Origin of the sequence: Amygdalobacter indicium, assembly GCF_029101545.1 — a bacterium.
Taxonomy (GTDB): Bacteria; Bacillota; Clostridia; order Saccharofermentanales; family Fastidiosipilaceae; genus Amygdalobacter; species Amygdalobacter indicium.
The window spans coordinates 1011635-1036043 of the sequence record NZ_CP118866.1 but is presented as its reverse complement, the minus strand read 5'-3'; the positions used below and the strand labels follow the sequence as shown (position 1 = coordinate 1036043).

The window sequence follows — 24409 nt, the reverse complement described above, 5'->3', positions numbered from 1 at the left end:
GGAGACAAATTATGGCTTTTTTCAAGAACATCTTAAAACCGGTTAGCGATGAAGACGGTGAGTATAATGATAATTATGAGGCAGCTGCCGCCGACGGACAGCGCGAGTCTGTGCGCCGGGTACCTGCGACTTCCGTCAATCCGCAAGCTGCTGCTTATCTGCGGAATTTGCCTACTAACGGAGAAATCGTTTTGGTAGAGGCTAAAGATATCGCAGGTGCGCAGGAAATAGCGTTCCATTTCAAACGGGGGGCGTCGGTAGTTTGTGATTTGAGCAATATGAATGCTTCCGATTTCCAGAGAAGCTTGGACTTTATTTCCGGTGTTGCTTTTGTTTTGGAAGGTAATTTCACAAAAATAAGCCGGGAAATTTATTTGTTGATGCCCAAGACTGTAACTTATCGTACTGACAGAAATAATTCCGGCGGTATGCAACAGCAATAAGAAGAGAGGAACTTATGGAAAAAGAAGGTAGAGAATTTAAGATTACAGACATTCAAACAGAATTGGTGGACAATAAAATCTTGACTATTGCCGTACCGGCATATAATGCTGCTAAATTTTTACCGCGGTCTTTGGAGCCTTTTACAGAACTTGACCAAGCTGCTAAAGAATCTTTGGAAGTAATTATTGTTAATGACGGTTCGAAAGATAATACTGCTGAAATTGCGCAACAGTATGTCGACAAATATCCTGAGATGTTTAAAGTTGTGAATAAGGAAAACGGCGGTCACGGTTCCGGCGTTAATTACGGTATGCAACATGGCGTCGGGATGTACTATTACGTATTGGATGCTGATGATTGGTTGAATCCTCAGGCTTTGACACTTACTTTGGACAAATTGAAAGCAATGAGAAAAGCTTTTTTGCAGGATTCAAGCAGTCCTTTACCCGATCTTTTGTTAGTTGATTATACTTATGAAAATATCGAAGAAGGTAAAAATCGGATTTCCCTGAAGAGACAGGTACCGGTTGAAAAATTCTTCCAATTTCATGAAAGTAAATCGTTTACGCAGGGTACTTATTTGACGATGCATTCGATGATTTATCGCCGCCAAATTTTACATGATGCCTCTTTGGTATTGCCGGAACATTGCTTTTACGTCGATAATTTGTTGGCTTATATACCCTTACCTTACTGCCGCCAAATTTACTATTTGCCGGTAGAATTGTATCACTATGAAGTTGGACGGGACGATCAGTCGGTTAATGAAAATAATTTCATTAAAAGGATTGATCAGCAAATTAGAGTTACCAAGCTTTTAACGCAGGCATACCATTTGTACAGTGATCTTCCGGGAAAGGAAAATCAGAAGATACGCCAATATTTGATGCACTATTTGGCAGCAATGTATACGGTAAGTGTAGTTCATCTGATTATGATTGATACACCGGAAGCAAAAGAGAAAATTCGCGATTTATGGTACTTTTTACAAACTTTCGACAAAAAAATGTATGCAGCGGTCAGACGCTCTTTGCCTAATGTTCTGCTTAATTTACCTCTGGGAAATAAGGCGATCGGCATGTTCTATCATGTAGTGAAAAAAATCTTTAAGTTTAATTAAGATAGGTATCAAATTATAATTCCGATTCGAAACAGATTATTGCAAGTCGGATTTAATGATAAAGTTTAATTGTTGCTCGGAAAGGAAGACTCGTGTCATATCGAAAATACTTTTTATTTGTTACTAAGCTGGCGGTCATAATTGCTGTACCGTTGTTTTTATTCTGCTTGCTTGTTTTCAAAAGAGGTGACACGGAATTTTTCGAATTTTTGGCAACGGACGTGACACCGTTTATTGCCTGGCCGATACGATTCATTACTAATTTACTGCCTTTTTCGTTGACAGAACTTTTAGCATGGCTTTTGCCCTTGGTTTTGGCATATAAATTAATTTATTGGTTGATTTATACAATAATTCGTTTTGCTGCCTCTTGGCTTGCGCTGTTTCATTTGTTCAATCGCTCTTATATTCGCAAATGGCAGGAACATAATCTCAATTATTGTCGTTATACGGGACGTCTTTTATTAGTAATACTCTTTCTTTTTTCGTATGCTTTCTCGTCCTATTTGCTGTTTCACGGTTATAACTTTGAGCGTGAGACTCTGGCCGATAAATTACATTATGATACGCAGCATTGGCAAAAAAAAGACTTAAAACAGGCAAGTGAAATTGTGGTAGAAAAGTTGAATAAACTTTGTCACTTGGAGTCGGCCGTAGATGCCGGTAAAGCCTCGTTAGACCGGTCCGCCAGCCGGAAAATAATTATGGAAGATAAAAAGATTATTTTTCCTGATTCGGATGAGAAATTATTTAATTTAGCCGTTAATGCTTATCGTCTTGCAGCGCGAAAATATGAATTTTTAGCAGGTCAGACATTGAAAGTAAAAGCTGTGAGTATGTCGCATTATTGGTCATATACTTTAACCAACGGCATGTATATGCCTTTATTACTGGAGGCTAATGTTAATGTCGCTCAAGCTGCGCCTTTTACGCTTTTCAGTGCGGCCCATGAATTGGCGCATCAACGCTTTTTTGCACATGAAGATGAAGCGAACTTTCTGGCATTTTTAACGTTAAGTTCAAGTGATGATGAGAGAGCTGTTTATGCAGCTTATTTGAACGCCTGGATTTATCTGGCCAATGACCTTTATAAAGCCGATAAAACTGTCTTTTTACAACTTTATCGTCAGTTACCGCCGCAGGCTAAAAAAGATGTTAAAGCGGCCAACGATTATTATCAGCGATACAGCAGACGACCTATATCTCAAAAAAGTCAAAACCTTAATGATACTTTTATTAGAGCTAACGGTGATGCGCGCGGCATTGTCTCTTATGATGAAGTGAGCAAGTTACTTATCGCATATTTTAATGAACAACTGAAAGAAAGAAAATAATATGTCTAATCGACTGAACTTACAACTTGAACTTCTTGGCCATCAGGAATTTTATAATTTGCAGGATATATTGCGCCTGTTTTATGGCATCAGCACTATTAATGAAACCTCGCTGAATGTCGATTTACCGGCAAATTCCCGCTTGTTGCAGTCGGCAGCGGCGCAAAATGAAAAAGTCGTAATAATCAGTCAAGTTAATGCGGGCAGAGAAAATTTAAGTTCACCGACCTGTTTAACTGAAATATTATTTCAGAATGAAACATTTAAGCAGGTATCTACGGTCCTTAAAATCGGCGATAAGATAAGCGAAAAATTACAAGCGCAAAAAAAGGAATTGAACTTTCAATGGCCTGAATTAATTAACTATTACGAGCAACAGAAAAATAAAGCTCTGATAGAACAGGAAATCGAGCAGCACTTATTATTCAATTTATTGCAAGTCAGCCGTTTGCTCAAAAAGCAACTCTATGATTTGTTGTGTTTAATTGAAAATTTGCGTTTTCCTTGGGGCAGTTTGACAGGTATTCGCCCGACATATATCGCCGGCGAAATTTATCAAACAATTTATAATTGGCGTCATCTTTGGCAAGCGAAATTGCAGGGTAAAAAATCAGTTTCAGGTCTCTTTGCGGAAGAGAACGAGCGGACAAAGGAATATTATATGCAATTATCCACTCTGTGCAACAAGCCTGATTTCACAGAAAGCGATTTTAAGCAATTAAGCAGCTTACGTTTGCCGCTTAAGGCTTATAATGACAGCAAACTATGGCAATTAACAGAAAAGTATTTGCAGGTAATTTATAATTTAAGCAGTGATAAAGCAGCTTTAGTTACTCTTACAGCTTGTAATGAAAATCGGCTGTTGGAAAGCAGTTTGCAGAAAAGCTACGGTAGACATGAGGGCAAACAACTATCGGTTTATATCGGTATTCCTTTTTGCTTTACCCGCTGTGCTTATTGCTCTTTTGCCCCCAGAGACGGCATAAAAGCCGAGACGAAATTGATTACGGACTATATCACTTCGCTGATAGAGGAAATCAGTAGACTTTGGCCGCTGATTAACGGGAATATTCAAACTTTGTATATCGGTGGCGGAACACCTTCGGCCTTGGATGAAAACAATTTGAAGCGCTTGCTTGAATTCTTGCAAACTTTACCTAATTTTCAGAACATCGCCGAAAAAACTTTTGAAGCCGGCAGAGCGGATACGATAACGGCAGCTAAATTGAAAATCGTTAGACAGGCAGGGTTTAATCATATATGTGTCAATCCGCAGACTTTCAATCCGGAAACCTTAAAACATTTGGGACGACCGGCTTATGCGGACGATATTTTGCAGGTAATGCAGCTGGTGAAAGCGGAAAAATTTCCCGTTTGTAATATGGATCTGATATTCGGCTTGCCGGGAGAAAAAGCACAGGATATGTTACATTCCTTGGATTGCGCTATGAAACTGAATCCGGAAAACATAACTATCCATACTTTAGCTTTTAAGCGTAAATCCTGGTTGGGGCAATTAAGACAGGCTGAAAAATCTGTTCCGGATAATATTCGTAACGACTCGTTGCTGCGAACTTTTGCCGGTAATCTTAATCAGTTGGAGTTCGTACAAAGCGAATTACATAAAACACTGACTACGGCACAAAATACTTTAATTCGTGCCGGATATTTGCCCTATTATATGTATCGCCAAAAAGATGCAGTTTCAGCCTTGGAAAACACCGGTTTTGCCAAAATCCGTTCGGCCGCCGAGGCCGAAAGCCTCGTTATGGGTAATCTTTATAATGTTTTAATGATGCTCGATCAGACCTCCGTTTTAGGATTCGGCTGTTGTGCTATGAGCAAATTCGTCAGTAACGGTAAAGTTGAACGTTTCAGCAACGCGCGTTCTGTTGCCAGTTATTTAGCTAACAGCCGGGAACACAGCTGCGAAAAAGCCGTGTTGTTGCAAAAGTTTTTTCAGCATGATTAATAATTATTTTTGTTGCTTCAACAAGTTACGAATTTCATTACCGGCTTTTTGCAATAATTCAACTGCTGTTTCGCGAGTAGAGGCACAGGCGTCCAGATAAAATTTGAGTTTCGGCTCGGTACCGGAAGGCCGTACGGACAAGGTTAAATTGTTGTCATAGAAAAATTTTACAAGATTCTGTTTCGGTAACTTAAGCACATCTTTTTGCTGCACACTTGTACCGTCCTGAGCAAAAATTTTAATGCTGCCGTCAAGGTAATCGGATATTTGCAATAATTTGCCTCCGGCTAACAGCAAAGGTGAGTTAGTGCGGAATTCATTAACTGTTTTCTGTATTTGTTCATTGCCGTCCGAAGCAGTGTTTACTATATTGAAGGGTGCAGAAACATAATAACCGTAGCGCTTTTGCAGATCGTTGAAATATTGCCATAAAGTGCAGCCGTTTGTCGAAACATAAGCTGCCGCCATAGCTAATAAATAACATGAAGCCAATCCGTCTTTATCCCGTACGAAATCAGGGTATGAATAGCCGACACTTTCTTCGTAACCGAAGAAATAGCGTTTGCCTTGGGCACGGAGCTTAGGTATAGTACCGCAAATGTTTTTAAATCCGGTCAAAGATTCGCAGACACTTAGGCCGTTAGCTTTAGCAATAGCGGCGCCGAAATCATCGGTAACTACACTTTTTACGAGATAATCGTCAGAATTTAAGCGGCGTTGACAGCTGCGGGCATTATCAATTAAAATTGCCGACAATAAAGCACCTGTTTCGTTGCCGCTCAGTTGGTGCCATTCACCGGTAGTATCAGGCAGAGCAAGAGCACAGCGATCGGCATCGGGGTCTGTAACTAAAACAATGTCGGCATTTACTGCTTCAGCTTGTTTAATTGCCGGCAGCAGTACTTCCGGATATTCGGGATTAGGCTTGGGAGCAGTCGGGAAATCAGGATCAGGTTCAGCCTGTTCTTTCACAATTATGATATCGGCGAAAGAACTATGTTGCAGCAGAGGCAGAAAATATGCGGCACCGGTTCCGTGGACCGGTGTATAGACAATTTTCAGATTGTGTTGCGCTGCCGCCATTTTACACGTTTCTTCTTCGTTCATCTTTCGTTGCCAAAGACTTTGAATATCGTGAATGTAAGAAGGTACAATAGTAGGCGTTATTGTTTCCGGTGCAGGTAATTCTGCCGATAAATTAGGCAAACAGGCGGAATTAATGAAATAAGCGGTATTATATTTTTCTTCCTCCATATTAGAAGCAATTTGCGCAGCTGTTGCTTCATTGATTTGTATACCGTCGGAGCCGTAGACTTTGTATCCGTTGTATTCTTTAGGATTATGTGATGCTGTCAGCACTATTCCCAAATCAGCGTGCAGAGGACGAATACTGTATGCCAGAATCGGAGTAGGCGCATAGGACGGGAAAATCAGAGCCTGATGACCTTCTTTTTGTAAAATTCCGGCTGCCAGATAAGCATATTCACGTGAGTGATGGCGGGTATCATAAGCAAAAATAATTTTTCCTTTGCCGCATGTTTGTTTCAAATAGCGGGAAATTCCCAATGTTGCCAAAGCTACCGTATAGTCATTCAGACCGTCTTCGCCCGGCTGCATAAGTCCGCGTAAACCTGCTGTACCGAATTTAATCATAAAAACACCTCTTTCGCTTCTGCTTATAGTTGCCCCGGCTTTTAAATTAAGCACTTAGCTGTTGTATATTCAATATTATATAATTATTTGCTTTTCTACGGTCAACCCGGCGGCAGCTTATGCATGATGATTTGCGTTGTGGCTTACTGTGTCGCAGAGATTGAAGACTTCTTTTATTTTCAAATTTCAACTTTAAGAAGTTGTTGCTGAAAATTAAGAAACAGGAGGAAACAGCAAATCATAGGCTAATCTTTCGCTGCCGTCAGCTACTTTGATTATACCGCAGTACTGAAAATTCGAACGGCTAAGAGCAGCTTGCATCGGTAAATTGTCTTTATGGGTATCAATCCGCAGATACGCCTGTTCCATTATTTCATTACAACGTTTCCGGGAAAAAGCGACAATATCATTGAAAATTCCGGGAAAAATTCCGCCGGAAGCAACTCTGTGCAAGGTGGCATAAGGTAAAGAATAGTGCCATTTACCGTTAATTTCCCGGTAATTTACTTCTTCTCCGAACTGCAAAACGAAGGCCCCGGCCAAGACGGATCTATTTAACGGCGAAAAGATCAGGTAGAGCTGCCGGTGAGCTATATCTTGTAAGATTATTTCTTCCGAGGGATAGCCTTGCCATTGCGTCGGATTATTGTGTTGGCGCATGAATATTCGAGCCTGTTCATATAGTTGTGAAATTTGCGCTGAATCGTTATTTTGCGCCGGACGAAATTCCAAATTGTGACAATTTTGCTTCATATTAATTATTTTCCCTTTCGTCGTTCCTTGGACCAATTTTCGGAGCAATTTCTCGGCCAATTTTCAGGCCAATTTCCGGGCCGCTTTCTCCGCAGATTTTCTGCCTGCTAATCCAAGCAGATTTTCCGCCGGCTCAGCTGCTGCGTTTAACTTGCTGCGTTCCGTCGGACTGCCTTTCGTAGACTTACCGACAAACTTTCCGGCTGATTACTTATGTTTATAAGGATTAGAGCTTGCCTCTTATATTGCCTGAATATTATACTATTTGTAGTGATGAAACACTATAACGCCTGTAAGATTGGCAGGAGGTCGGACGTGCGGAAAATATTGAATATCGGCTCTCTGAATTTGGACCGTACATTATATGTTGATAAATTTGTTCAGGCGGGCGAAACTGTCAGAGCCAATGAATTAAGAACAAGTGCCGGTGGTAAAGGCTTGAATCAGTCAATTGCGCTTGCTCGAGCAGGAGCGACAGTAATACATACCGGCGCCATAGGTTGTGACGGTGAATTCTTACGTGCTGCCTTAGAGAATGAAGGTGTTGACGTTACTGATATTAAGCAAGTTGACGGAGCTAACGGTCAGGCTTTAATTCAAGTTGACGAGCAGGGACAAAATTGCATTATCGTTTATCCCGGCAGTAATAACAGCATCACACCGGAGCAGATAGACAACAGCTTGAAACGTTTACAGGCGGGCGATATGGTTCTGTTGCAAAACGAGACGTCCAATTTGGCTTATGCTCTTTCTGCAGCTCGGGCGGCCGGACTTTATATTGTTCTCAATCCTTCGCCGTTGACCGATTCTTTGAAAAAAATGAATTTAGGGGCTGTTAATTGCTTGATTCTGAACGAAACGGAAGCAAAAGGTTTGACCGGTTGTGATGATAATTCGCCTCGACAGTTAATCAGTGCACTGAGGAAAAAATATTCCGACACGGATTGTTTGCTTACTTTAGGAGCGGAAGGAGCAATCTATATATCTCCGGAAAAAATTTACAGCTGTCCGGCGTATAAGGTTAAAGCGGTGGATACAACGGCTGCCGGGGATACATTTACAGGCTATTTTTTAGCGGCATTACTTAAAGGTGAAGATATTGCTGCAGCCCTGGAACAGGCAAGTGCGGCAGCAGCTTTAGCGGTAACGCATATAGGAGCTGCCGGGTCGATTCCAAATTTTGCTGAAGTAGAAAAATTTGTGCAATCTCAGAACAATTAAGTGCGGATCTCTGAAGTATAATTATTAGGAAAGCGGTTCAGATTGATACTGAATCCGAAGTAATATAGAAACAAGCAGAAGGAAACGGGAGCATGGCGCAGAAAACAATTGAAGTTATTTTAGACGGTGATCTCAGGTATGATACATCTGTCGCCTGGGGTTTGGCACAATTGTCGTCCGAGCTTGAAATTCGAGCGATAACGACGGTAGCAGGAGCTTACAGCTCGGCGCAGGTAACGGAATATGCCGAGAAATTAGCGAAAATATATCATATTACAGCGCCGCTGGCTCAAGGCGGCAGTCAGCCTTTGTTAGCTAAATTAATTGTTGATAAAGATGCCGAAAATACGGGATTGGAATCTCTGGCAGCAGCGTCTAAGGTCAGGGCCGATGCAGCTTCGATGAGCAGTTTCAGCAACGATGAGCAACAATCGCCAAATTTATCGCCGCTTTCGGCAGTTACTTTGATGGCTGAAACTTTGAAGAAGGCAAAAAAGCCGATGACAGTTATAGCAACCGGCCCGTTGACTAATATTGCCACATTATTGTTAATCTATCCGGAATTAAAAAGTCAGATAGAACAATTTGTGATACTGGGCGGGGCATTGAAAAGAAACAATGCGACAGCGGCGGCGGAATATAATTTTTACGAAGATTATGAAGCGGCAGCATTGGTGTTTTCTGCCCAAATACCGATAATTTGGCTGCCGATTGATATTAAAGATCAATCGACACTGACAGCAGAAGAACTTAAAAGTTTCCAACAATTAAAAAGCCCGCTGCAGCCGATATTTGATTTTTATGCGGATAAGTTAGCTTTACCGGCAAGCTGCGCACTTTCAGTATTATTGCGACCGGAAATATTTCAAGCTCGTTTGGCGGAAGTTGAAATAGAAACGGCGGCCAAGTATTGTTTAGGTAATTCTATCGCCTGTTTCGGTGCGGAAGATGAGGAATGTACTTTAGCTGAGCTGTCATTGGATAAACTTAAAATTGCCCGTAAGGAAACTGAGGTTAGAACCGTTTTGGCAGTCGAACGGACAGAACTTGTCGCTTTGCTGCGACATATATGTGAGGCGAACATCTGATTGTACGAGGTAGATTAAATGTTGGAGAATAAAGCGATTTGGATTGATACGGATACCGGTGTTGATGATGCTGTAGCTTTGTTGACAGCTTGTCGCATTGAGACGATTAATATAGTGGGAGTATCGGCCGTGCACGGCAACACGACATTAACCAATACTTTGAGAAATGCTCGTGATGTTTTGGCTTTGGCGGATAGAGAAGATATACCGGTTTATCGGGGAGCTTCAGGTCCGTTGATGTATGCTTGTAAAACGGCTGAGTATGTACATGGAGATAACGGCCTGGGCGGAGTTAACTTGCCGCCAAGTTCAGCGCCTTATATGGAAGAAAGTGTTTCTCAGGCTCTGAGAAGAGCAGTCAGTAAATATGGGAGGCAATTAGTTGTAGTGGCCTTAGGTCCGTTGACGAACATTGCGCGTCTGATTTTGGAGTTCCCTGAAGTCAGAAGCCTGTTTGCCGGTATCTATTTGATGGGAGGTGCTGTTTACGGCGGTAATGTGACACCTTGTGCCGAGTTTAATATTTATTCCGATCCGCAGGCAGCCGAGATTGTTTTTCAATCCGGTATTCCTTTGACCATGTTCGGTTTGGATGTCACCATGCAAGCTTATATGACTTGTGAGGAATTTCAGCAATTGACTGCTTCAGATACGGCGATCAGTAATTTTTTGCGAGAATCGACAGCGCTTGCCCGTAAGTATTATGAACCGGATTTTGCCGGCGGCATGGTCCTGCATGATGTTTGTCCGATTATGGCCTTAGCTTACCCGGATTTGTTCACAACAAAATTGGCCGGTGTTTTTGTGGAGACACAAGGGCAATTAACTATGGGGAAAACGGTTTGTGATCTTTATAGCGATTATCATTTCGCCGATCGACATGTAATGGTAGCGACTGATGTGCTGAGAGCTGATTTTGTTCGGACGTTGAGCGAGCTTTTGCAAAGTTATGTATAGGTAAATTTGTAAGAAAATCGTGTATAATAACTAAGGTTTATTCTTACTATTTCAGGAGGTAGAGAGATGATTAACAGCTTTAATATTTTCGATTATGAAGATATTCAGTTGATTCCTGCAAAATGTGTAGTCAAGAGTCGCAAGGAGTGCGATACTTCGGTGAAACTGGGCAATTTTACTTTTAAGATGCCTGTAGTACCTTCCAACATGCAAACGGTAATTGATGAGAAATTGGCGATATTGTTGGCTGAGAACAATTATTTCTATATTATGCATCGCTTTGCCCCGGAAACTCGCGCCGCTTTCGTTAAAGACATGCAACAGCGCGGTTTGTATGCTTCCATCAGCATCGGCGTGAAAAGAGCGGAATATGATTTCCTGGCTGAACTTCTGGCAGCTAATTTGCAGCCGGAATTTATTACAATTGATATTGCGCATGGACATTCCGACGCTGTTATTAACATGATTAAGTATTTGAAACAGAATTTCCCGGAAACTTTCGTGATTGCCGGAAATGTGGCGACACCGGAGGCTGTAAGAGATTTGGAAAATGCCGGAGCGGATGCGACAAAAGTCGGTATAGGACCGGGAAAAGTCTGTATAACTAAGTTAAAGACCGGTTTCGGTACAGGCGGCTGGCAGTTATCGGCTTTGAATTGGTGCAGAAAAGCGGCTAATAAACCGATTATTGCAGACGGAGGTATCAGACAGCACGGCGATATAGCCAAGTCTATTCGTTTCGGGGCAACAATGGTTATGATCGGCTCACTTTTCTCAGGTCATCAGGAAAGCCCGGGAGAAATAATTGAGCGTGACGGTAAATTGTATAAACCTTATTACGGTTCGGCTTCGGAATTTCAAAAAGGTGTACATGAGAATGTTGAAGGTAAGCGCATTTACTTGCCTTTGAAGGGCAGTATTATGGATACGTTGGCGGAAATGCAGCAGGATTTACAATCGTCCATATCATATGCCGGCGGCCGTACGGTCAACGCTTTGAAACTGGTTGATTATGCGATTGTCAAGAATTCCATATTTAACGGCGATTATTAATACGCAGATTTTCTCAGCCTTTAATCTTTCTGATTGTAGGATTATCAGTTTTAAGAGAAAACTCAATTGAGCTGCAGGTAGAAGCGGAATAAGTGCATTATTCCGCTTTTATGTTGTCTCAGGTCACGGAATTTTTGCAAAAATGTGCTTAAAATCAAAATATAAATTACAACATTGCATCTTTCACAGGAAAGAGCGATAGGAGGTATTTATGGAAAATTTGCAAAGCCGCAATCATGCCCGTGTTAAAAATTTGGCATTGACGGCTATTTTCATCAGCTTGGAGCTGCTTTTGTTTTTAACCCCGTTGGGTTTTGTCCCCGTCGGTCCTGTTAATGCCACAACCTTACACTTGCCTGTAATTATGGCGGCAATTATGTTGGGAAGTAAGGCCGGCTTAAGCGTCGGATTTACCTTCGGACTTTTAAGTTTATTGAAAAATACTTTTAATCCGACTATTACCAGCTTTGTCTTTTCACCTTTTTACAGTTTAGGCGACATTCACGGTAACCTTGCCAGTTTGTGGACAGCTATGGGTCCGCGCCTGATTTTGGGATTAGGTACGGCACTTTTGTTTCGTCTGTTGTATAAGTTGTTCAAGAATCGTCTTTTGGCAGCCGGAATAGCAGCCGGTTGCATGACTTTTATTCATACGATTTTAGTCATGAGCAGTATTTATTTCTTTTTCGCTCAGCCATATGCCCAAGTGCGTAATTCAGCTCCGATGACGCTTTTTACAGTTATCGGCACAGTTATTGCCGTCAACGGCTTGATGGAATTGTTGCTGGCAATATTTGTAGCTGCCGGCAGTGCGCATTTCAGCCGAAAAGGTTTAGAATAAAAAACAAAGTGGTGACTTTAGAGGAGACGAGATGAAAGCTAAAATTTTGTTAATTGTCAGCGGCGGTATCGCCTGTTTCAAGGCATGTCAACTATGCAGTGATTTAGCGAAAAAATATGAAGTTAAGGTTATTTTGACGAAAAATGCAAGTGAGTTTGTTACGCCGGTAACTTTTGCCACGTTAACGCATAATCCCTGCTTAACTGAAATGTTTGCAGCGACAGAAGATTATACCCAAGTTAACCATATAAATTTAGCTAAATGGGCGGACTTGATTGTGGTTGCACCTTTGACGGCGAATTTAATGGCTAAGATAACTTACGGTTTGGCGGATGATTTAGCATCGACGACAATTTTAGCTCGTCGCTGTCCGGTTTTACTTTGCCCGGCGATGAATACTTATATGTTGGAAAATCCGATTACGCAGACGAACATTGCTTTACTGCAAAAACGTAATTTTCAAATTTTACAGGCCGCTTCCGGTCTCTTAGCCTGCGGTGATACAGGCAAGGGCAAGTTACCTGATATCCCGGTTATCATGGCTGAAATAGAAAAAATTCTGGCCGCCGGAAGCGGAACAACAGTCGCTGATTCCGAGCTTGATAAGGACTTGAATTTAACGGGATTGACAATAACCGTAACTGCAGGTCCGACGCAGGAAGCCATAGACCCGGTCCGTTTTATCACGAATCATTCAAGCGGTAAAATGGGGTACGCTTTGGCAAGTAAAGCTTTGCAATACGGAGCTGAGGTCAACTTAATAAGTGGCCCTGTAAACTTGGAAATTCCGGCAGGAGTCAATTATTTTCCGGTCAAAAGCGCGCAGGAAATGCTGGCGGCGGTACAAGATAAGTGGCCGCTCAGCCAAATTTTGATTAAAGCGGCTGCCGTGGCCGATTATCGGGTTGAAAATATTGCAAGCTCTAAAATTAAGAAGCAGGCGGAAACTTTAACTTTGAAGCTTGTGAAAAACCCGGACATTCTTAAATGGGCCGGTGAACACAAACAAAAAGAACAGGTGCTTTGCGGTTTTGCGATGGAAACTGAAAATTTGCTGACAAATGCGCGCCAAAAAATGCAAGCTAAAAATTGCGATTTACTTGTGGCTAACGATTTGACAACTAAGGGTGCGGGCTTTGCCGCCTCTACCAATGTCGCGACAATATTGTGGCCCGGCAAAGAATTAAGTTTACCTCTGCAAAGTAAAGAAGATTTGGCGCTACATATATTGCGTGCCTGTCAGGAACTGTATCGGCAAAAGCAAACTGAATCTAATAGCCGGACAACTGTAACACAAGGAGAACTTTAATTATGCTTATGACCATAGATGTCGGTAACACCAATATTTTAGTCGGTGTATTTCGCGGCGAAGAATTATATGCTTCTTTCCGGATTAATTCCAGAACCGAAAGGACTTCAGATGAGTTAGGAATATTATTGCTGGATTTGCTGGCCTCACGCCAGGTGAAGCCGCAAGATGTCAATGATGCTATCATCAGTTCCGTCGTCCCCAAATGTATGTACGCATTAACCTCAAGTTTAATGAAATATTTTGATGTTAAGCCGATTATTGTCGGACCGGGAAGCAAAACGGGAGTGGAGGTACGCTCGGATAATCCGAAAGAAGTAGGGGCTGACAGAATAACCAATGTTGCCGCCTGCCATGAATTATATCAGCGCAGTTGTCTGGTTATAGATTTCGGTACGGCTACTACTTTTGATTACGTCGATGCTGCCGGTATCTTCAAATATACGGTTATTATGCCAGGCTTGGAAATATCTTCCCGGGCTTTAACCGATTCCACCGCCAAGTTACCGGAAGTGGAAATTGCCAAATTGGATTCGGTTTTGGTAAGTAATACAGTCTGCGGTATGCAGGTGGGCATAGTTTACGGCTACATCGGTGCGGTGGAATATATTATTAAATCCATGAAAAAAGAATTGCAGGACGAACCGAAAGTTATTGCTACAGGCGGTTTAGGTAGACTGATAGCCAATTCCACGGACCTGATTGATGTATATGATCCGGATATTGCTTTTAAGGGTATGAAAGTAATTTATAAAAAAACGAAAAAAATTAAAGGCGATTTACCGCTTTGACGATTTATTTCGCTGCAAATACTGCCGCTATTTATGTTAAACTAGCATTATCATCAGTGCGGAAAAGAGGTAAATAAATGAATATTATCAAAGTTAAGGATCCTGTAGCCGGAGGAGTTGCGGCTTTCGGAATTATTAAGGAAGCTATTGCTGCCGGCGCTAAAACTTTGGGCCTGGCAACAGGCAGTACCCCGGAAACTTTATATCGGGCAATGGTTGAAAGCGATTTGGATTTTTCCAATATTACAGCTTTTAACTTGGATGAATACGTAGGACTTTCCAAGGATAATTCGCAAAGTTATTATTACTTTATGCAGGAACATTTATTCAAATATAAGAAGTTCAAACAGCATTTTATTGAAAATGGCTTGGCCGGCGATTTGGAGGCGGAAGCGGCTGCCTATGAAGCAAAATTACAGGCACATCCGATTGATGTTCAGATTTTAGGTATCGGTTTGAACGGCCATATCGGCTTTAATGAGCCCAAGACCTCTTTTGCTTCTCTTACGCATGTTACGAATTTAACGGAGTCGACAATCAATGCCAATAAACGCTTTTTCGAGCGGGTGGAAGATGTTCCGACTAAAGCTTTAACAATGGGAATACAGTCGATTATGCGCAGTAAACAAATCATTTTATTAGCTTACGGTGCAGCCAAGGCGCCGATTATTAAGAAACTGCTTGAAGGCCCGGTAAGTGAAGATGTTCCGGCGAGTGCTTTGCAGAAGCATCCGCGAGTTACAGTAATTATTGATGAAGAGGCAGCGTCTTTACTGTAATTATCCGGCGGAATCATACTATTCTTTTGAAGAAAAACCCCTTATTTCAGCGAATAAGGGGCTTATTTTTGCCGCTTTCAGTGACAAACTTGCCTAAACAGTATTACTGTCGGCGGCTTTAAAGAAGGCTTCTAAAGACGGCCTTTAAAGATTTTTATCCATCGTAAAGCTCATTTTGGAATAGCCCAGACTTTGTTGCAAAAGCTCGGTCAGTAAATCATTAGTTTTTTGCAAAACATAGTCGGCTGTAGCCTTATTAGCTTCAGTTAAGTAGGCGGTTAAAGCATCCCCTTGCAACTTTTGCTTTTCCACATTTTGTCTGACTTCCAAAATGCGGCGGCGGGAATAACTTTGCATTTCATAAAGATAAGCATTGTCCTTATCGGCGAAGGCATCATAATGACTTTCAACTACATAACTTAAAAGCTTAAAAAGCCAATAAGCCGATTTAGTATCCAATTTTTTCGGTGAATACTTATAAGCTTCCGGTGTATCGTTGACGTTAGCGAAGAACGGCACATAAGGTGTAAAAGCATTGGTGGCGAAAGACAACCATTGAATGCTTTGAGTCCCGTCTTTAACTCGCGGATCTATTTGTAAAATGTGCGATTCCTGCGTCCGGGAAAGGGAAACGGCACGGAAACGCTTGCGTGTTTGTTCAGTTCCCAGATGACCGATAGGATCAAATTCCGTTTCGTTATAGTGTGAGCTTAAGCAATAAGCGACATCTTCCACGCTTAACAGGCGATCGGCTTTATTGATAAAGGGCAGGTAAGAGGAAGTCGGTTCATCAAAAAATTCTTTGTCCAAATAAGAATGAATAAACCAAGCGCGCGGAGTGTTATAAACACGATCTTTGACGTTGGAAGTACCGAAGATGTGGCGGAAAACAAAGCTGTCTTTATCCGGATTCAATTTATGCTCCTGCACAAATTCCTGAATACCGTCGGACCAGATGTAATTATCCTTATCCGTAAAATCAATTTCCTCAATAGAGACCTGATTGGGAGCTACGGCATAACAATCATCCGGGATTCTGACAGCCACATAATGATGGCCGCAAGGGATCTCCATATACCAAGCTTCATCTTTGTCGGCGAAAAGAATGCCGTTACCCTCAGCCGAGCCGTATTCTTTAATCAGCTTACCGAGAAATTCGACGCCTTCACGCGCAGAATGAATAAAAGGTGCAACCACATGATTAATAGCATCTTCCGCAATACCGGATTTTACCAAAGGATCATAGGCCAAAACTCTGGGATTGCCGTATACGCTTTCAGTAGCGCTCATAGCAACATGGACGCTGTTGATACTGGCCTGACCATATTCGCCTTCAACAGAAGGATCAGCTTGCGGCACGTAAGTAACACGCAGCGCTTTTTCCGGCAAATTGACAGTTACATTCGTGTGAACGGAATGATAGGTACGATTTTTTTGCAGACTTTCAGCTTGAACGGTAAAGATTTTCGGATCTATTGTGTCATGATGATCTTCATTTCGGGCAATCATCAATGTGCCGTCGATGCTGGCTTTTTTTCCGACAATTAATGTTGTACATGAACTACGAGATTGATTCATAAATTACTCCTTAAAAGATGATGTGTATAGTATAACGCATATCTGTGCTACAATGAGCCGTATAAAAGAAAATTACTACAGCGAAAACAGCGGAAAGAGAATAAGCATGAAAGTCGGAATTGTAGTTTGTCGCAGTTTTATTAAAAAGCCGTTTCAGGCCTTGTGCCAAATGGAACAATTATTAATGCAGCAAACGGCGGAGAATTACGATTTATTGCTTTTCCCGCAAACATACTTACAAGGAATATATTCTTTGAACAATGACAAAGCGGAAGCTGTAAAAATCGCTTTTAGAGAAAATTGTCGTCTGATAGGGAAAATCAAAAAGTTGTGTGAACGTTATTGTGTCGGAGTAGGCTTCGGTTATTACGAAAAGGACGGAAAAAATGCCATATACGACAGCTATATTCTGATTAACCGGGAGGGCAAAATTCGATTCCGCCAACGACAATTAACGCAACAGTGGCAAGAAAAAACCAAGTCTTTACCGGCCGATTTACCGGTAGAAAAAATTGATCTGGATTTGTTGGAGCCGAATAAGCTGCTGTTTGAAGAAGAGACGGAATTTGTCAAAGAACTGGAAGATGAAGCTGCTTTAACGAAGCAAGCTGTGCCGGAGGTCAATTTCAGTAAAGGTGAGGCTTTAAGTTGCGGTTATTTCGGCGGTAAACAGGTTGTCTTGCTGATCGGGCGGGATTGGGAGAATAAAGAGATTGTTCGAGCTTGCAGAGATTTGGAGCCTGATTGGGTTTACTGTCCGACATCCCTGGATATTAAAAATGATGAATGGGCTAATTTCGTCAGCAAAAAATTTTTACCGCTGGCCGATAAACTTGATACAACGGTTTTGTTGGATAACAGTTATTATATTGAAGATAATTCGGTTAAGGGAGGAGCTTTAGGGCAAATTCCCAACAATAAACTGGAACAGCTGGAGCCGAATTGCTACGGCATTCTGGCCGTGGAAATTTAAGCAATCGCTGCCGATTGCCGAAGACTTGCAGTTTAAAATGCAGAATTTTCGGCAGCAGCAAAACTTACGTCCGAGATGAGACTCAGATCATCTTTTTCAGTCGTTCCACATCCAAAATACAAATTGACTTCGGTCCGACAAATTCAATCAAACCTTCATCGGAGAACTGATTTAATTTACGACTCATAGTTTCCCTCGCCAAACCGGCGTAAGAACCCATTTCTTCCCGGCTGATGGTCAAACGCAGGACCATACCTTTAGGCGTCTGCTCGCCGTAAGACTCGCTTAAACGCAGCAAAACGCTGGCTACTTTGGCATCGGCGGAATTTGAGACCAGACAACTTATAAGATTTTCCGCCCACCTGATACGGTCGTAACACTTATCAATAATCAGACGTAAAATAGCTTCCTGGTGATAACAGTACTTCATAAAACTGTCTTTGCTGATAGCAGCTACCAGACAATTTTCTACAGCCTGACCGGTATAAAGATACTTATGATCTTTCAACAAATTGAGTCCGCCGATGAAATCACCGGCAGTATAAATGTAGAGAATCTGTTCACGGGCATCGGAGGTAAAATTAAAAATTTTGCAACGACCTTCGATCAGAATGTAGAACACATTAGCCGCATCACCGCTGCGAAAACAATAATCACCCCTGTTCAAACTGAACACGTCGATTTCTTTAGCCAAGGCGGCCTGATCGGCAGCAGGAAGATCTCTTAAAACTGCAATTTTATCACTGTTAACTAAACCGCCGCCGCGAATAGGGAGCAAAAGGGGTGCAGATTTCGGCAAACGATTCATTGAAGCTTGCCAACTGGGAAATTGTTTCATAGGCTGTCTCACTTTCATTTGTTATAGATTAGCATTTATGACGGTCAAATAGCAAGAAGCCGAACAAAAATTTATTCAAAACGCCAGCCTACGCCCCAAATAACTTTGAAACTTGCCGGAAAACCGGCGATTTTAAGTTTGTTGCGAACGTTGGATAAGTGAACATTAAGTGTCTGATCCTGCATAAACTCCTGTCCCCAGACATTTTCATAAATCTGTTTTTTGGTAAAAACCCGTTGCGGTTCGTTCAGGAAAAAAGCCAGCAGCTTAAACTCTATTTTAGTCAGCTTTACTTGATTATCATCGACCGTTACAGTCTGATGATAGTTATTCAAAGTAATATTTTTATAGCGCAGGATACTGCTTACATCCGGGAATTTTTGCAGCAGCAATTTTCTTAAACGGGCCAACACTTCTTCGCGGCGAAAAGGCTTGGCTATATAATCGGCAGCACCGTTATTTAAGACATTTACCAGTGTCGCAATATCATTTTTAGCGGTAATAATCAGAACGCTTGTTCCACGTGCCAAAAATTGCGGTAAAAGCTCATAACCCGAGATGAACGGCAACATCAAATCCAACAAAACAACGTCGAATGTCTGATTCTGTAATAACTTTTGCGCTTCACTGCCGGCAAAACAGCTTTGACATTCTAAATCCGGGTAATCACTTTTCAACTCGTTGACTATATGAGTCAAGATTTCGTTGATTGCAAAATCATCTTCAGCAATAAGAATTTTAATCATTTTCTTCACCTCGATAATTACTGAATAATAAGTCAATATTCAAATAAGCTTCTTTATTTGCAGCAGCTTCCGGCGTGCAGGCAGGAGAGTTTTCGTTATTGACTGCCGTTTCATAAATTTTCCATGCAATATTGAAGCGTTCGCATAAGTCTTTGACAATGCTCATACCTAATCCGGCATGGGGACTTTGTTGTAGTTGCTGTCTGGCACTGTCAACGCGGAAACTGCGACTGAAGAGGATATTTAAATCCTTAATACCCGGATTATGCCAGATGTTGGCAATGTGTAACAGCTGTTTGTCATTTACAACCTCAAGTTTAATTTTAATCTCCCGTTCCCCGTGATCAAGCGAATTTTTCAGGAGATTACTGATGATTCTGTGGCAGGTAAGTTCGGATTGTTGCAAAGACGGCACCGTCTCATCCAGTTCAACTGTCACATTGTCGTGAAATTTAGCTTCCAGCTCGTTGACTCGGGAAGCAATTTCGTTACTGAGTATGTCATATAAATTGACTTGAGTAATATTAGGCTTGAAGTCGCCGCTTTCCAGTAAAGCTAAAGCATAGAAACTTTTAATTTCTTCACTTAAAGTTTGGCTTTGCTGTTTAATGATATTCAGAAAATGTATCGAGCGTTTGAAGCTTTCGTCATTGGCCGGCAATTGTTCGATGATTTCCAAAGAGCCTAAAATAGCGGCCAAAGGTGTTTGAAAATCATGACTGATAGAAGCAATTAAATTTTTTTGCTCAGCGTTTTTTTGCCGTAATTTTTCCCGTAACATTGCCAAATTACGGAAATATGTCATCAAATCACGACATAACAGTTTGTTTTGCGGCAGCAGCGGAGCGGCAGCGTTTTGCCAATTTACCTGATTATTTTCCTGCAGCTGCAAAGAGCGGCGTAAAATTTTGACTTGTGTATTTTCATAAATAATACAAGCTGCAAGCAAAATAATGATTAAACATAGAACAACAATAAATAGATACGCCATAATTACAAATCCTGCTTTTGAAAAACTTTGGAAGCGAAAGCGAACAATAATCCGCTTATGCACAAAATAATCAGAGATTGGAAAATTTGTCCGCCAATGCTGAAAGGAAAATTAATTTCATAATTAATAACAGCGAAATTGTCCGGGCTATAATTTAGAGTAGACGGGGCAAAAACAAAATCGAAATTGTTCCATTCGGTAAAATTTATCAGATGCAAAAAATTCAGCAGGGGAGTATTAAACTTGTTAAATCTGAGCAAAGGCTCGAACCAGTTGAATATATTGGAATATGAGTTGCCTAAAATAATAATTTGCGGTAAGAGAGAAAAATAGTTACCGTGTAAAAGGACGGCAAAAAAGAGCATAAGGGCAATATGGGCGACAGCAATTAAACAACAACGAATTGTGCCGCAAATAAAGATAAACAGGTAATCACGACTTAATTGACCGCTTAAAAGCGCAAAACTGCCCAACTCCAGAGCTGCGAAGCCCAGAATTGTAATTATTGCGAAACTGACGGCATACAAGTAAAGCGAAGCGATAATTGTACAATTACTGTATCCCTGCAGACGTAAAGATTTCAACAGATTGAATTTATAGCTCCGACAAATAATAAAACAGCCGATATATAATAGCTGACAAAGCGGCAAAACGATGTTGGTTAAGAACTGAATCAGATAGAGACGATAATGCTCGAAATTTTCTAACGTCAACTTGATATTATCGGCAAAAATCATCGTACAATTATCAATCGAATTATAATTATAAAGTATAAATTCCATTAGTACACTTAGCAAAATAATGCTTATCAGAATGCGCTTTTGATTACGCGCTGAAAAATAACTTCGGTGAAAGAATTTCAGGCAATTAATCATTATAATTTTCCCCTTTCATAATTTCTTGAAAGTAATCGTTCAAATCAAATTGACGGCGATAAAGAGACTTAATGTACAAATCGTGCTCTGCCAAAAGGCGATTTAATTGCTTTAAGTCCAAGTTCAACGCGCTGAAAGTCAAACTTTTATCTTTGTTCAAAGACAGATTGGTAATACCGCTTATATCCTGCAGTAAGACTAAGGCTATGCGGTTATTATCAGTATCCAAATTGTAAGTATTACTTTGCCGCCGGCGTAACTCGCTTAAGCTGATTTCATTTTTTATTTCTCCGGCATTAATAAAGCAGAAACGATTGGCAAGTTTATCTATCAAATGTAAATTGTGCGACGAAATAATATAAGTTAAGTTTTCTTTTTCCTGCTTTTGCAGCAGTAATTCCAGTAATTTTTGACAACTCAGGGGATCTATATAAACGAAAGGTTCATCCAATATAATTAGTGATTTCTCAGCCATTAATGCCGCTACCAGCCGAAACTTCTGCTGAATACCCAAGGATAAACTGTTAATCGGGCGCTCAAAATAAGGAAACAGTTCGAAGTAATGCAGTAAATTGTTCATTTCAACGTAATTATCGTTTGCTTGTAATTGCGCCGTTAATTGTAAGTTCTGTTTCGCGCTGAGTAAAGGATGAAAATAATTATTGCCGACATACGCTATATGTCTTCTGGCCAAGGGTAAAGCCGCAGGTGATTTTTCTCCGTAAATTTCAAGAAAACCGTTATCCTGATCCGGATAATAGAGGCCTGTGATAATATTCAAAAGTGTACTTTTACCGCTGCCGTTGTTGCCGATTAAGGCCAAAGTATCACCGTTGTTTACTGTTAAATTAATTTGATTGAGAGCCTTAACTTTCTTGAAAGTTTTGCTTATATTCTTCAGATGTAAAATTTTATTGTCCATAATTTCTTTGCCGTATGTTGCCGTATGTTGCCGCTTATTTTTGATTAATAACAGTTTACTTTATCTGAGCGCTAAAAGCATTAATTAATATTAAAGAACGCAAAAGATAAGCGCTTTAAGATTACAGCATATTTTCGCTTGGCGGCGATAATTTGCTTTTTTCTTTTACTTTCGCTATAATTTTTTTCGTTGCCACTATAGCTCAGTAGGTAGAGCGCATCCATGGTAAGGATGAGGTCACCGGTTCGATCCCGGTTAGTGGCTCTTTTTTATACCCTTTGCCCGAATTATCGCTTTCAACTTGTAAACGCCGGGAGATAACATTATAGGAACAAACGGGAAGAGAATCGATGCAGTGTATAATTGCAATAACACTTTCGCAGGCTCAAAGCAGCCTTAAAGCAGGCTTAAAGTTAAGATATAAACGAGGTATTTATGGATTTTCAAAACGACAAACATCCACCGCTTAGGCCGGAAGAAACAGCCGGAACATATTTGCCCAACCGAAACGGTCAAGTGTATCGCCATCAGGTACCGCCTGTAAACTCGACAGATTCCGCTTATTTCGCTCGGCAACGGACGGATGCTTACCAAGACAGTCTTGCTGAAGAAGCCGGCACAACAACTTATTATGTACCGATGACAAGAGAACAGGCGGAAGCTTATGCGCTGACGAAAGCTGCTCATTCAGGCCGCCGGCAGACAGATTTTGCGCAAACGGACAATTATTTTACCCCGGAGCCTGTGCCTGAACCGGAAATCATTAAACCGACTTATCGCCGTCCGCTAATCAGCACGTTATACAGCACTAACAGTCGCGAAGAAAGAGAAGCGGACGAGTATACATCCGATTATGCCGAAAATGATTCGGCCGGCGGAGCATATGATTCTTATAATTATCCGCAAAATTCGTACAACTATCGGGAAACACCGGCTTACCCGGGAGAGCCGGAATATGAAAATGAAGCGCGCAACACGCGCCGAGCCATGCTTAAAGCGGCACAAAAACAACGTCATAAACGCAAAAGTTTCGCCGGTATTGTTGTTCTGGTCATTTTCGTATTTGCTTTAATATCTTTGTATCGTTTCCTGCTGCCTAAATCCCGTAATTCCAATACGACATTCAGTGTTTTCAACCCGAAAGTCAAGGTGACGACTAAGCTTTCAAACCTTAAAATGCCGGCAACAAGCGGCAATATTTCCAAGGATACAAAAAATACCGAAATTACTGCCGCCGATACGCAAGCGGACGGCAATAAGAACGGGATTACGGATTTGCCGCCGCAGGCTGCTGCGTCTGCAGCGATTTCCAGAGGCGGAGAAGAAACTTATGCCGGCGGTGTTAAACTTTCTGCAGATCAGGCTCAACGCATGATTAATTTAAGTTTGCAATCCTCCAAAGAGAATATGGAACATAATCTTGACATTTTGCAGGAAGCAGATCAGCGTGTTGCCGAATTGAGAGCAGCACAGGGACAGCTGCCGCCCAATATGTTGCTATTAGCAGCCAAAAATGAGGCTTTCGACTTTGTTTATAATTATTTGTCTCTAAAAGACGATTCACCGCAAAAACGTTTGGATCTGCCGAGTAAGCCGGGAAGCAGCAGTTTAGGTTCATATTTGTTACCTTACGGTAAAGTCCTGCCTGTACCTTATTATTGCCAATGGGATGCCAGATGGGGTTACAAGCCTTATGGCGGAAGTGTGATCGGCACTTACGGTTGCGGTGTAACTTGTATGGCAAGCGTGCTTTCTTACTTTAAGCATGATGCGAAATTATTACCTGATGTTGTAGCCCAATTATCCATTGATATGAATACGGTTCACGACGGAACGGATACGGCTTTTATTCCGCAGGCGGCCGAAAAATTCAATCTCCGAGCGGAGGGAACACCGATTCTTTATGACAACTTTCGGCGGATAATTGACGCCGGTAATTTAATTGTTCTGAATGTCGGTAAAGGTAATTTTACCGGTGGCGGTCACTATATTTCAATTGTCGGCTATAACGATAACGGTGATTTCATTGTATACGACCCCGTAAGTCCGTATCATACATCTCAAGTTTGGCCCATCAGTTTGCTGCAACGGCAAAATTCCCGCGCCTGCTGGTCCATATCCCGTAAATAATCTTAAGCGAGCGGTAAAGAAGCGCTGAGATTCGTTTGCGG

Annotated in this window: 22 protein-coding genes and 1 tRNA gene; 15 read left to right on the top strand and 8 right to left on the bottom strand. The window is 41.4% G+C overall.

Annotation, left to right across the window (positions count from 1 at the left end):
- Positions 1-11: 11 nt before the first annotated feature.
- From PYS60_RS04325 to PYS60_RS04310, 4 genes are all read left to right on the top strand, one after another.
- Positions 12-443, top strand: a complete 432-nt coding sequence (locus tag PYS60_RS04325; protein WP_315567976.1) for a cell division protein SepF — start codon at positions 12-14, stop codon at positions 441-443.
- A 14-nt stretch (positions 444-457) separates the two neighbouring features.
- Positions 458-1564: a glycosyltransferase family 2 protein gene (locus PYS60_RS04320; protein WP_315567974.1), complete on the top strand. Its 1107-nt coding sequence runs from the start codon at positions 458-460 to the stop codon at positions 1562-1564.
- A 92-nt stretch (positions 1565-1656) separates the two neighbouring features.
- Entirely contained in the window at positions 1657-2898 is a 1242-nt protein-coding gene (locus PYS60_RS04315; RefSeq protein ID WP_315567973.1) for a DUF3810 domain-containing protein, read from the top strand.
- 1 nt (position 2899) lies between these two features.
- Positions 2900-4870 (top strand): radical SAM protein, encoded by a 1971-nt coding sequence (locus PYS60_RS04310; RefSeq protein WP_315567972.1) that lies wholly within the window; start codon positions 2900-2902, stop codon positions 4868-4870.
- Positions 4871-4873: 3 nt separating this feature from the next.
- Here PYS60_RS04310 and PYS60_RS04305 read toward each other — a convergent pair whose 3' ends face one another.
- Together PYS60_RS04305 and PYS60_RS04300 are read right to left on the bottom strand one after the other, a co-directional pair.
- Positions 4874-6523 (bottom strand): phospho-sugar mutase, encoded by a 1650-nt coding sequence (locus PYS60_RS04305; protein WP_315567971.1) that lies wholly within the window; start codon positions 6521-6523, stop codon positions 4874-4876.
- 213 nt (positions 6524-6736) lie between these two features.
- Positions 6737-7336: an N-acetyltransferase gene (locus PYS60_RS04300; protein ID WP_315567970.1), complete on the bottom strand. Its 600-nt coding sequence runs from the start codon at positions 7334-7336 to the stop codon at positions 6737-6739.
- Between the two features lie 255 nt (positions 7337-7591).
- On the opposite strand from PYS60_RS04300, the gene PYS60_RS04295 reads away from it, so the two are divergent.
- From PYS60_RS04295 to nagB, 8 genes are all read left to right on the top strand, one after another.
- Positions 7592-8497: a ribokinase gene (locus tag PYS60_RS04295; RefSeq protein ID WP_315567969.1), complete on the top strand. Its 906-nt coding sequence runs from the start codon at positions 7592-7594 to the stop codon at positions 8495-8497.
- 92 nt (positions 8498-8589) lie between these two features.
- Positions 8590-9585: a nucleoside hydrolase gene (locus tag PYS60_RS04290; protein ID WP_315567968.1), complete on the top strand. Its 996-nt coding sequence runs from the start codon at positions 8590-8592 to the stop codon at positions 9583-9585.
- An 18-nt stretch (positions 9586-9603) separates the two neighbouring features.
- Complete coding sequence (locus PYS60_RS04285) at positions 9604-10542, top strand: nucleoside hydrolase (RefSeq protein WP_315567967.1); 939 nt, start codon at positions 9604-9606, stop codon at positions 10540-10542.
- A gap of 66 nt (positions 10543-10608) precedes the next feature.
- Positions 10609-11595 (top strand): GMP reductase, encoded by a 987-nt coding sequence (locus PYS60_RS04280; RefSeq protein ID WP_315567965.1) that lies wholly within the window; start codon positions 10609-10611, stop codon positions 11593-11595.
- 211 nt (positions 11596-11806) lie between these two features.
- Positions 11807-12436, top strand: a complete 630-nt coding sequence (locus PYS60_RS04275) for an ECF transporter S component (protein WP_315567963.1) — start codon at positions 11807-11809, stop codon at positions 12434-12436.
- Between the two features lie 31 nt (positions 12437-12467).
- Entirely contained in the window at positions 12468-13745 is a 1278-nt protein-coding gene (coaBC, locus tag PYS60_RS04270; RefSeq protein WP_315567962.1) for a bifunctional phosphopantothenoylcysteine decarboxylase/phosphopantothenate--cysteine ligase CoaBC, read from the top strand.
- Positions 13746-13747: 2 nt separating this feature from the next.
- Positions 13748-14536, top strand: a complete 789-nt coding sequence (locus tag PYS60_RS04265) for a type III pantothenate kinase (RefSeq protein WP_315567960.1) — start codon at positions 13748-13750, stop codon at positions 14534-14536.
- Between the two features lie 77 nt (positions 14537-14613).
- Complete coding sequence (nagB, locus tag PYS60_RS04260; RefSeq protein ID WP_315567959.1) at positions 14614-15315, top strand: glucosamine-6-phosphate deaminase; 702 nt, start codon at positions 14614-14616, stop codon at positions 15313-15315.
- 144 nt (positions 15316-15459) lie between these two features.
- Here the strand turns inward: nagB and PYS60_RS04255 are convergent, their stop codons facing one another.
- Positions 15460-16893, bottom strand: coding sequence for a C69 family dipeptidase (locus PYS60_RS04255; protein ID WP_315567958.1), 1434 nt, complete (start codon positions 16891-16893; stop codon positions 15460-15462).
- A 52-nt stretch (positions 16894-16945) separates the two neighbouring features.
- Here PYS60_RS04255 and PYS60_RS04250 point away from each other — a divergent pair, with 52 nt between their 5' ends.
- The gene (locus PYS60_RS04250; RefSeq protein WP_315567957.1) at positions 16946-17866 is read left to right on the top strand and encodes a carbon-nitrogen hydrolase family protein; all 921 of its coding nucleotides are present in this window, start codon (positions 16946-16948) and stop codon (positions 17864-17866) included.
- Positions 17867-17948: 82 nt separating this feature from the next.
- On the opposite strand, the gene PYS60_RS04245 is transcribed toward PYS60_RS04250, so the two are convergent.
- The 5 genes from PYS60_RS04245 to PYS60_RS04225 form a co-directional block, all read right to left on the bottom strand.
- Complete coding sequence (locus tag PYS60_RS04245; protein WP_315567956.1) at positions 17949-18722, bottom strand: Crp/Fnr family transcriptional regulator; 774 nt, start codon at positions 18720-18722, stop codon at positions 17949-17951.
- Between the two features lie 53 nt (positions 18723-18775).
- Positions 18776-19450: a response regulator transcription factor gene (locus PYS60_RS04240; protein WP_315567955.1), complete on the bottom strand. Its 675-nt coding sequence runs from the start codon at positions 19448-19450 to the stop codon at positions 18776-18778.
- Positions 19443-20441, bottom strand: a complete 999-nt coding sequence (locus PYS60_RS04235; protein ID WP_315567954.1) for a sensor histidine kinase — start codon at positions 20439-20441, stop codon at positions 19443-19445. The genes PYS60_RS04240 and PYS60_RS04235 overlap by 8 nt, the downstream gene beginning before the upstream one ends.
- Positions 20442-20443: 2 nt before the next feature.
- A complete protein-coding gene (locus tag PYS60_RS04230) occupies positions 20444-21223 on the bottom strand; it encodes a hypothetical protein (RefSeq protein ID WP_315567953.1) in 780 nt (259 codons plus the stop codon).
- 85 nt (positions 21224-21308) lie between these two features.
- On the bottom strand, positions 21309-22238 hold the full coding sequence (locus tag PYS60_RS04225) for an ATP-binding cassette domain-containing protein (RefSeq protein WP_315567952.1): 930 nt from the start codon (positions 22236-22238) through the stop codon (positions 21309-21311).
- Positions 22239-22429: 191 nt separating this feature from the next.
- On the opposite strand from PYS60_RS04225, the gene PYS60_RS04220 reads away from it, so the two are divergent.
- Both PYS60_RS04220 and PYS60_RS04215 read left to right on the top strand, forming a co-directional pair.
- Positions 22430-22502: transfer RNA gene (locus PYS60_RS04220), tRNA-Thr, on the top strand.
- A gap of 171 nt (positions 22503-22673) precedes the next feature.
- Positions 22674-24368: a C39 family peptidase gene (locus PYS60_RS04215; protein WP_315567951.1), complete on the top strand. Its 1695-nt coding sequence runs from the start codon at positions 22674-22676 to the stop codon at positions 24366-24368.
- Positions 24369-24409: the final 41 nt, after the last annotated feature.

Coding starts and splice junctions, on each gene's coding strand:
- PYS60_RS04325 (WP_315567976.1), top strand. CDS start 12: ATGGCTTTTTTCAAGAACATCTTAAAACCGGTTAGCGATGAAGACGGT.
- PYS60_RS04320 (WP_315567974.1), top strand. CDS start 458: ATGGAAAAAGAAGGTAGAGAATTTAAGATTACAGACATTCAAACAGAA.
- PYS60_RS04310 (WP_315567972.1), top strand. CDS start 2,900: ATGTCTAATCGACTGAACTTACAACTTGAACTTCTTGGCCATCAGGAA.
- PYS60_RS04305 (WP_315567971.1), bottom strand. CDS start 6,523: ATGATTAAATTCGGTACAGCAGGTTTACGCGGACTTATGCAGCCGGGC.
- PYS60_RS04290 (WP_315567968.1), top strand. CDS start 8,590: ATGGCGCAGAAAACAATTGAAGTTATTTTAGACGGTGATCTCAGGTAT.
- PYS60_RS04285 (WP_315567967.1), top strand. CDS start 9,604: ATGTTGGAGAATAAAGCGATTTGGATTGATACGGATACCGGTGTTGAT.
- PYS60_RS04280 (WP_315567965.1), top strand. CDS start 10,609: ATGATTAACAGCTTTAATATTTTCGATTATGAAGATATTCAGTTGATT.
- PYS60_RS04275 (WP_315567963.1), top strand. CDS start 11,807: ATGGAAAATTTGCAAAGCCGCAATCATGCCCGTGTTAAAAATTTGGCA.
- coaBC (WP_315567962.1), top strand. CDS start 12,468: ATGAAAGCTAAAATTTTGTTAATTGTCAGCGGCGGTATCGCCTGTTTC.
- PYS60_RS04265 (WP_315567960.1), top strand. CDS start 13,748: ATGCTTATGACCATAGATGTCGGTAACACCAATATTTTAGTCGGTGTA.
- nagB (WP_315567959.1), top strand. CDS start 14,614: ATGAATATTATCAAAGTTAAGGATCCTGTAGCCGGAGGAGTTGCGGCT.
- PYS60_RS04255 (WP_315567958.1), bottom strand. CDS start 16,893: ATGAATCAATCTCGTAGTTCATGTACAACATTAATTGTCGGAAAAAAA.
- PYS60_RS04250 (WP_315567957.1), top strand. CDS start 16,946: ATGAGCCGTATAAAAGAAAATTACTACAGCGAAAACAGCGGAAAGAGA.
- PYS60_RS04245 (WP_315567956.1), bottom strand. CDS start 18,722: ATGAAAGTGAGACAGCCTATGAAACAATTTCCCAGTTGGCAAGCTTCA.
- PYS60_RS04240 (WP_315567955.1), bottom strand. CDS start 19,450: ATGATTAAAATTCTTATTGCTGAAGATGATTTTGCAATCAACGAAATC.
- PYS60_RS04235 (WP_315567954.1), bottom strand. CDS start 20,441: ATGGCGTATCTATTTATTGTTGTTCTATGTTTAATCATTATTTTGCTT.
- PYS60_RS04230 (WP_315567953.1), bottom strand. CDS start 21,223: ATGGAATTTATACTTTATAATTATAATTCGATTGATAATTGTACGATG.
- PYS60_RS04225 (WP_315567952.1), bottom strand. CDS start 22,238: ATGGACAATAAAATTTTACATCTGAAGAATATAAGCAAAACTTTCAAG.
- PYS60_RS04215 (WP_315567951.1), top strand. CDS start 22,674: ATGGATTTTCAAAACGACAAACATCCACCGCTTAGGCCGGAAGAAACA.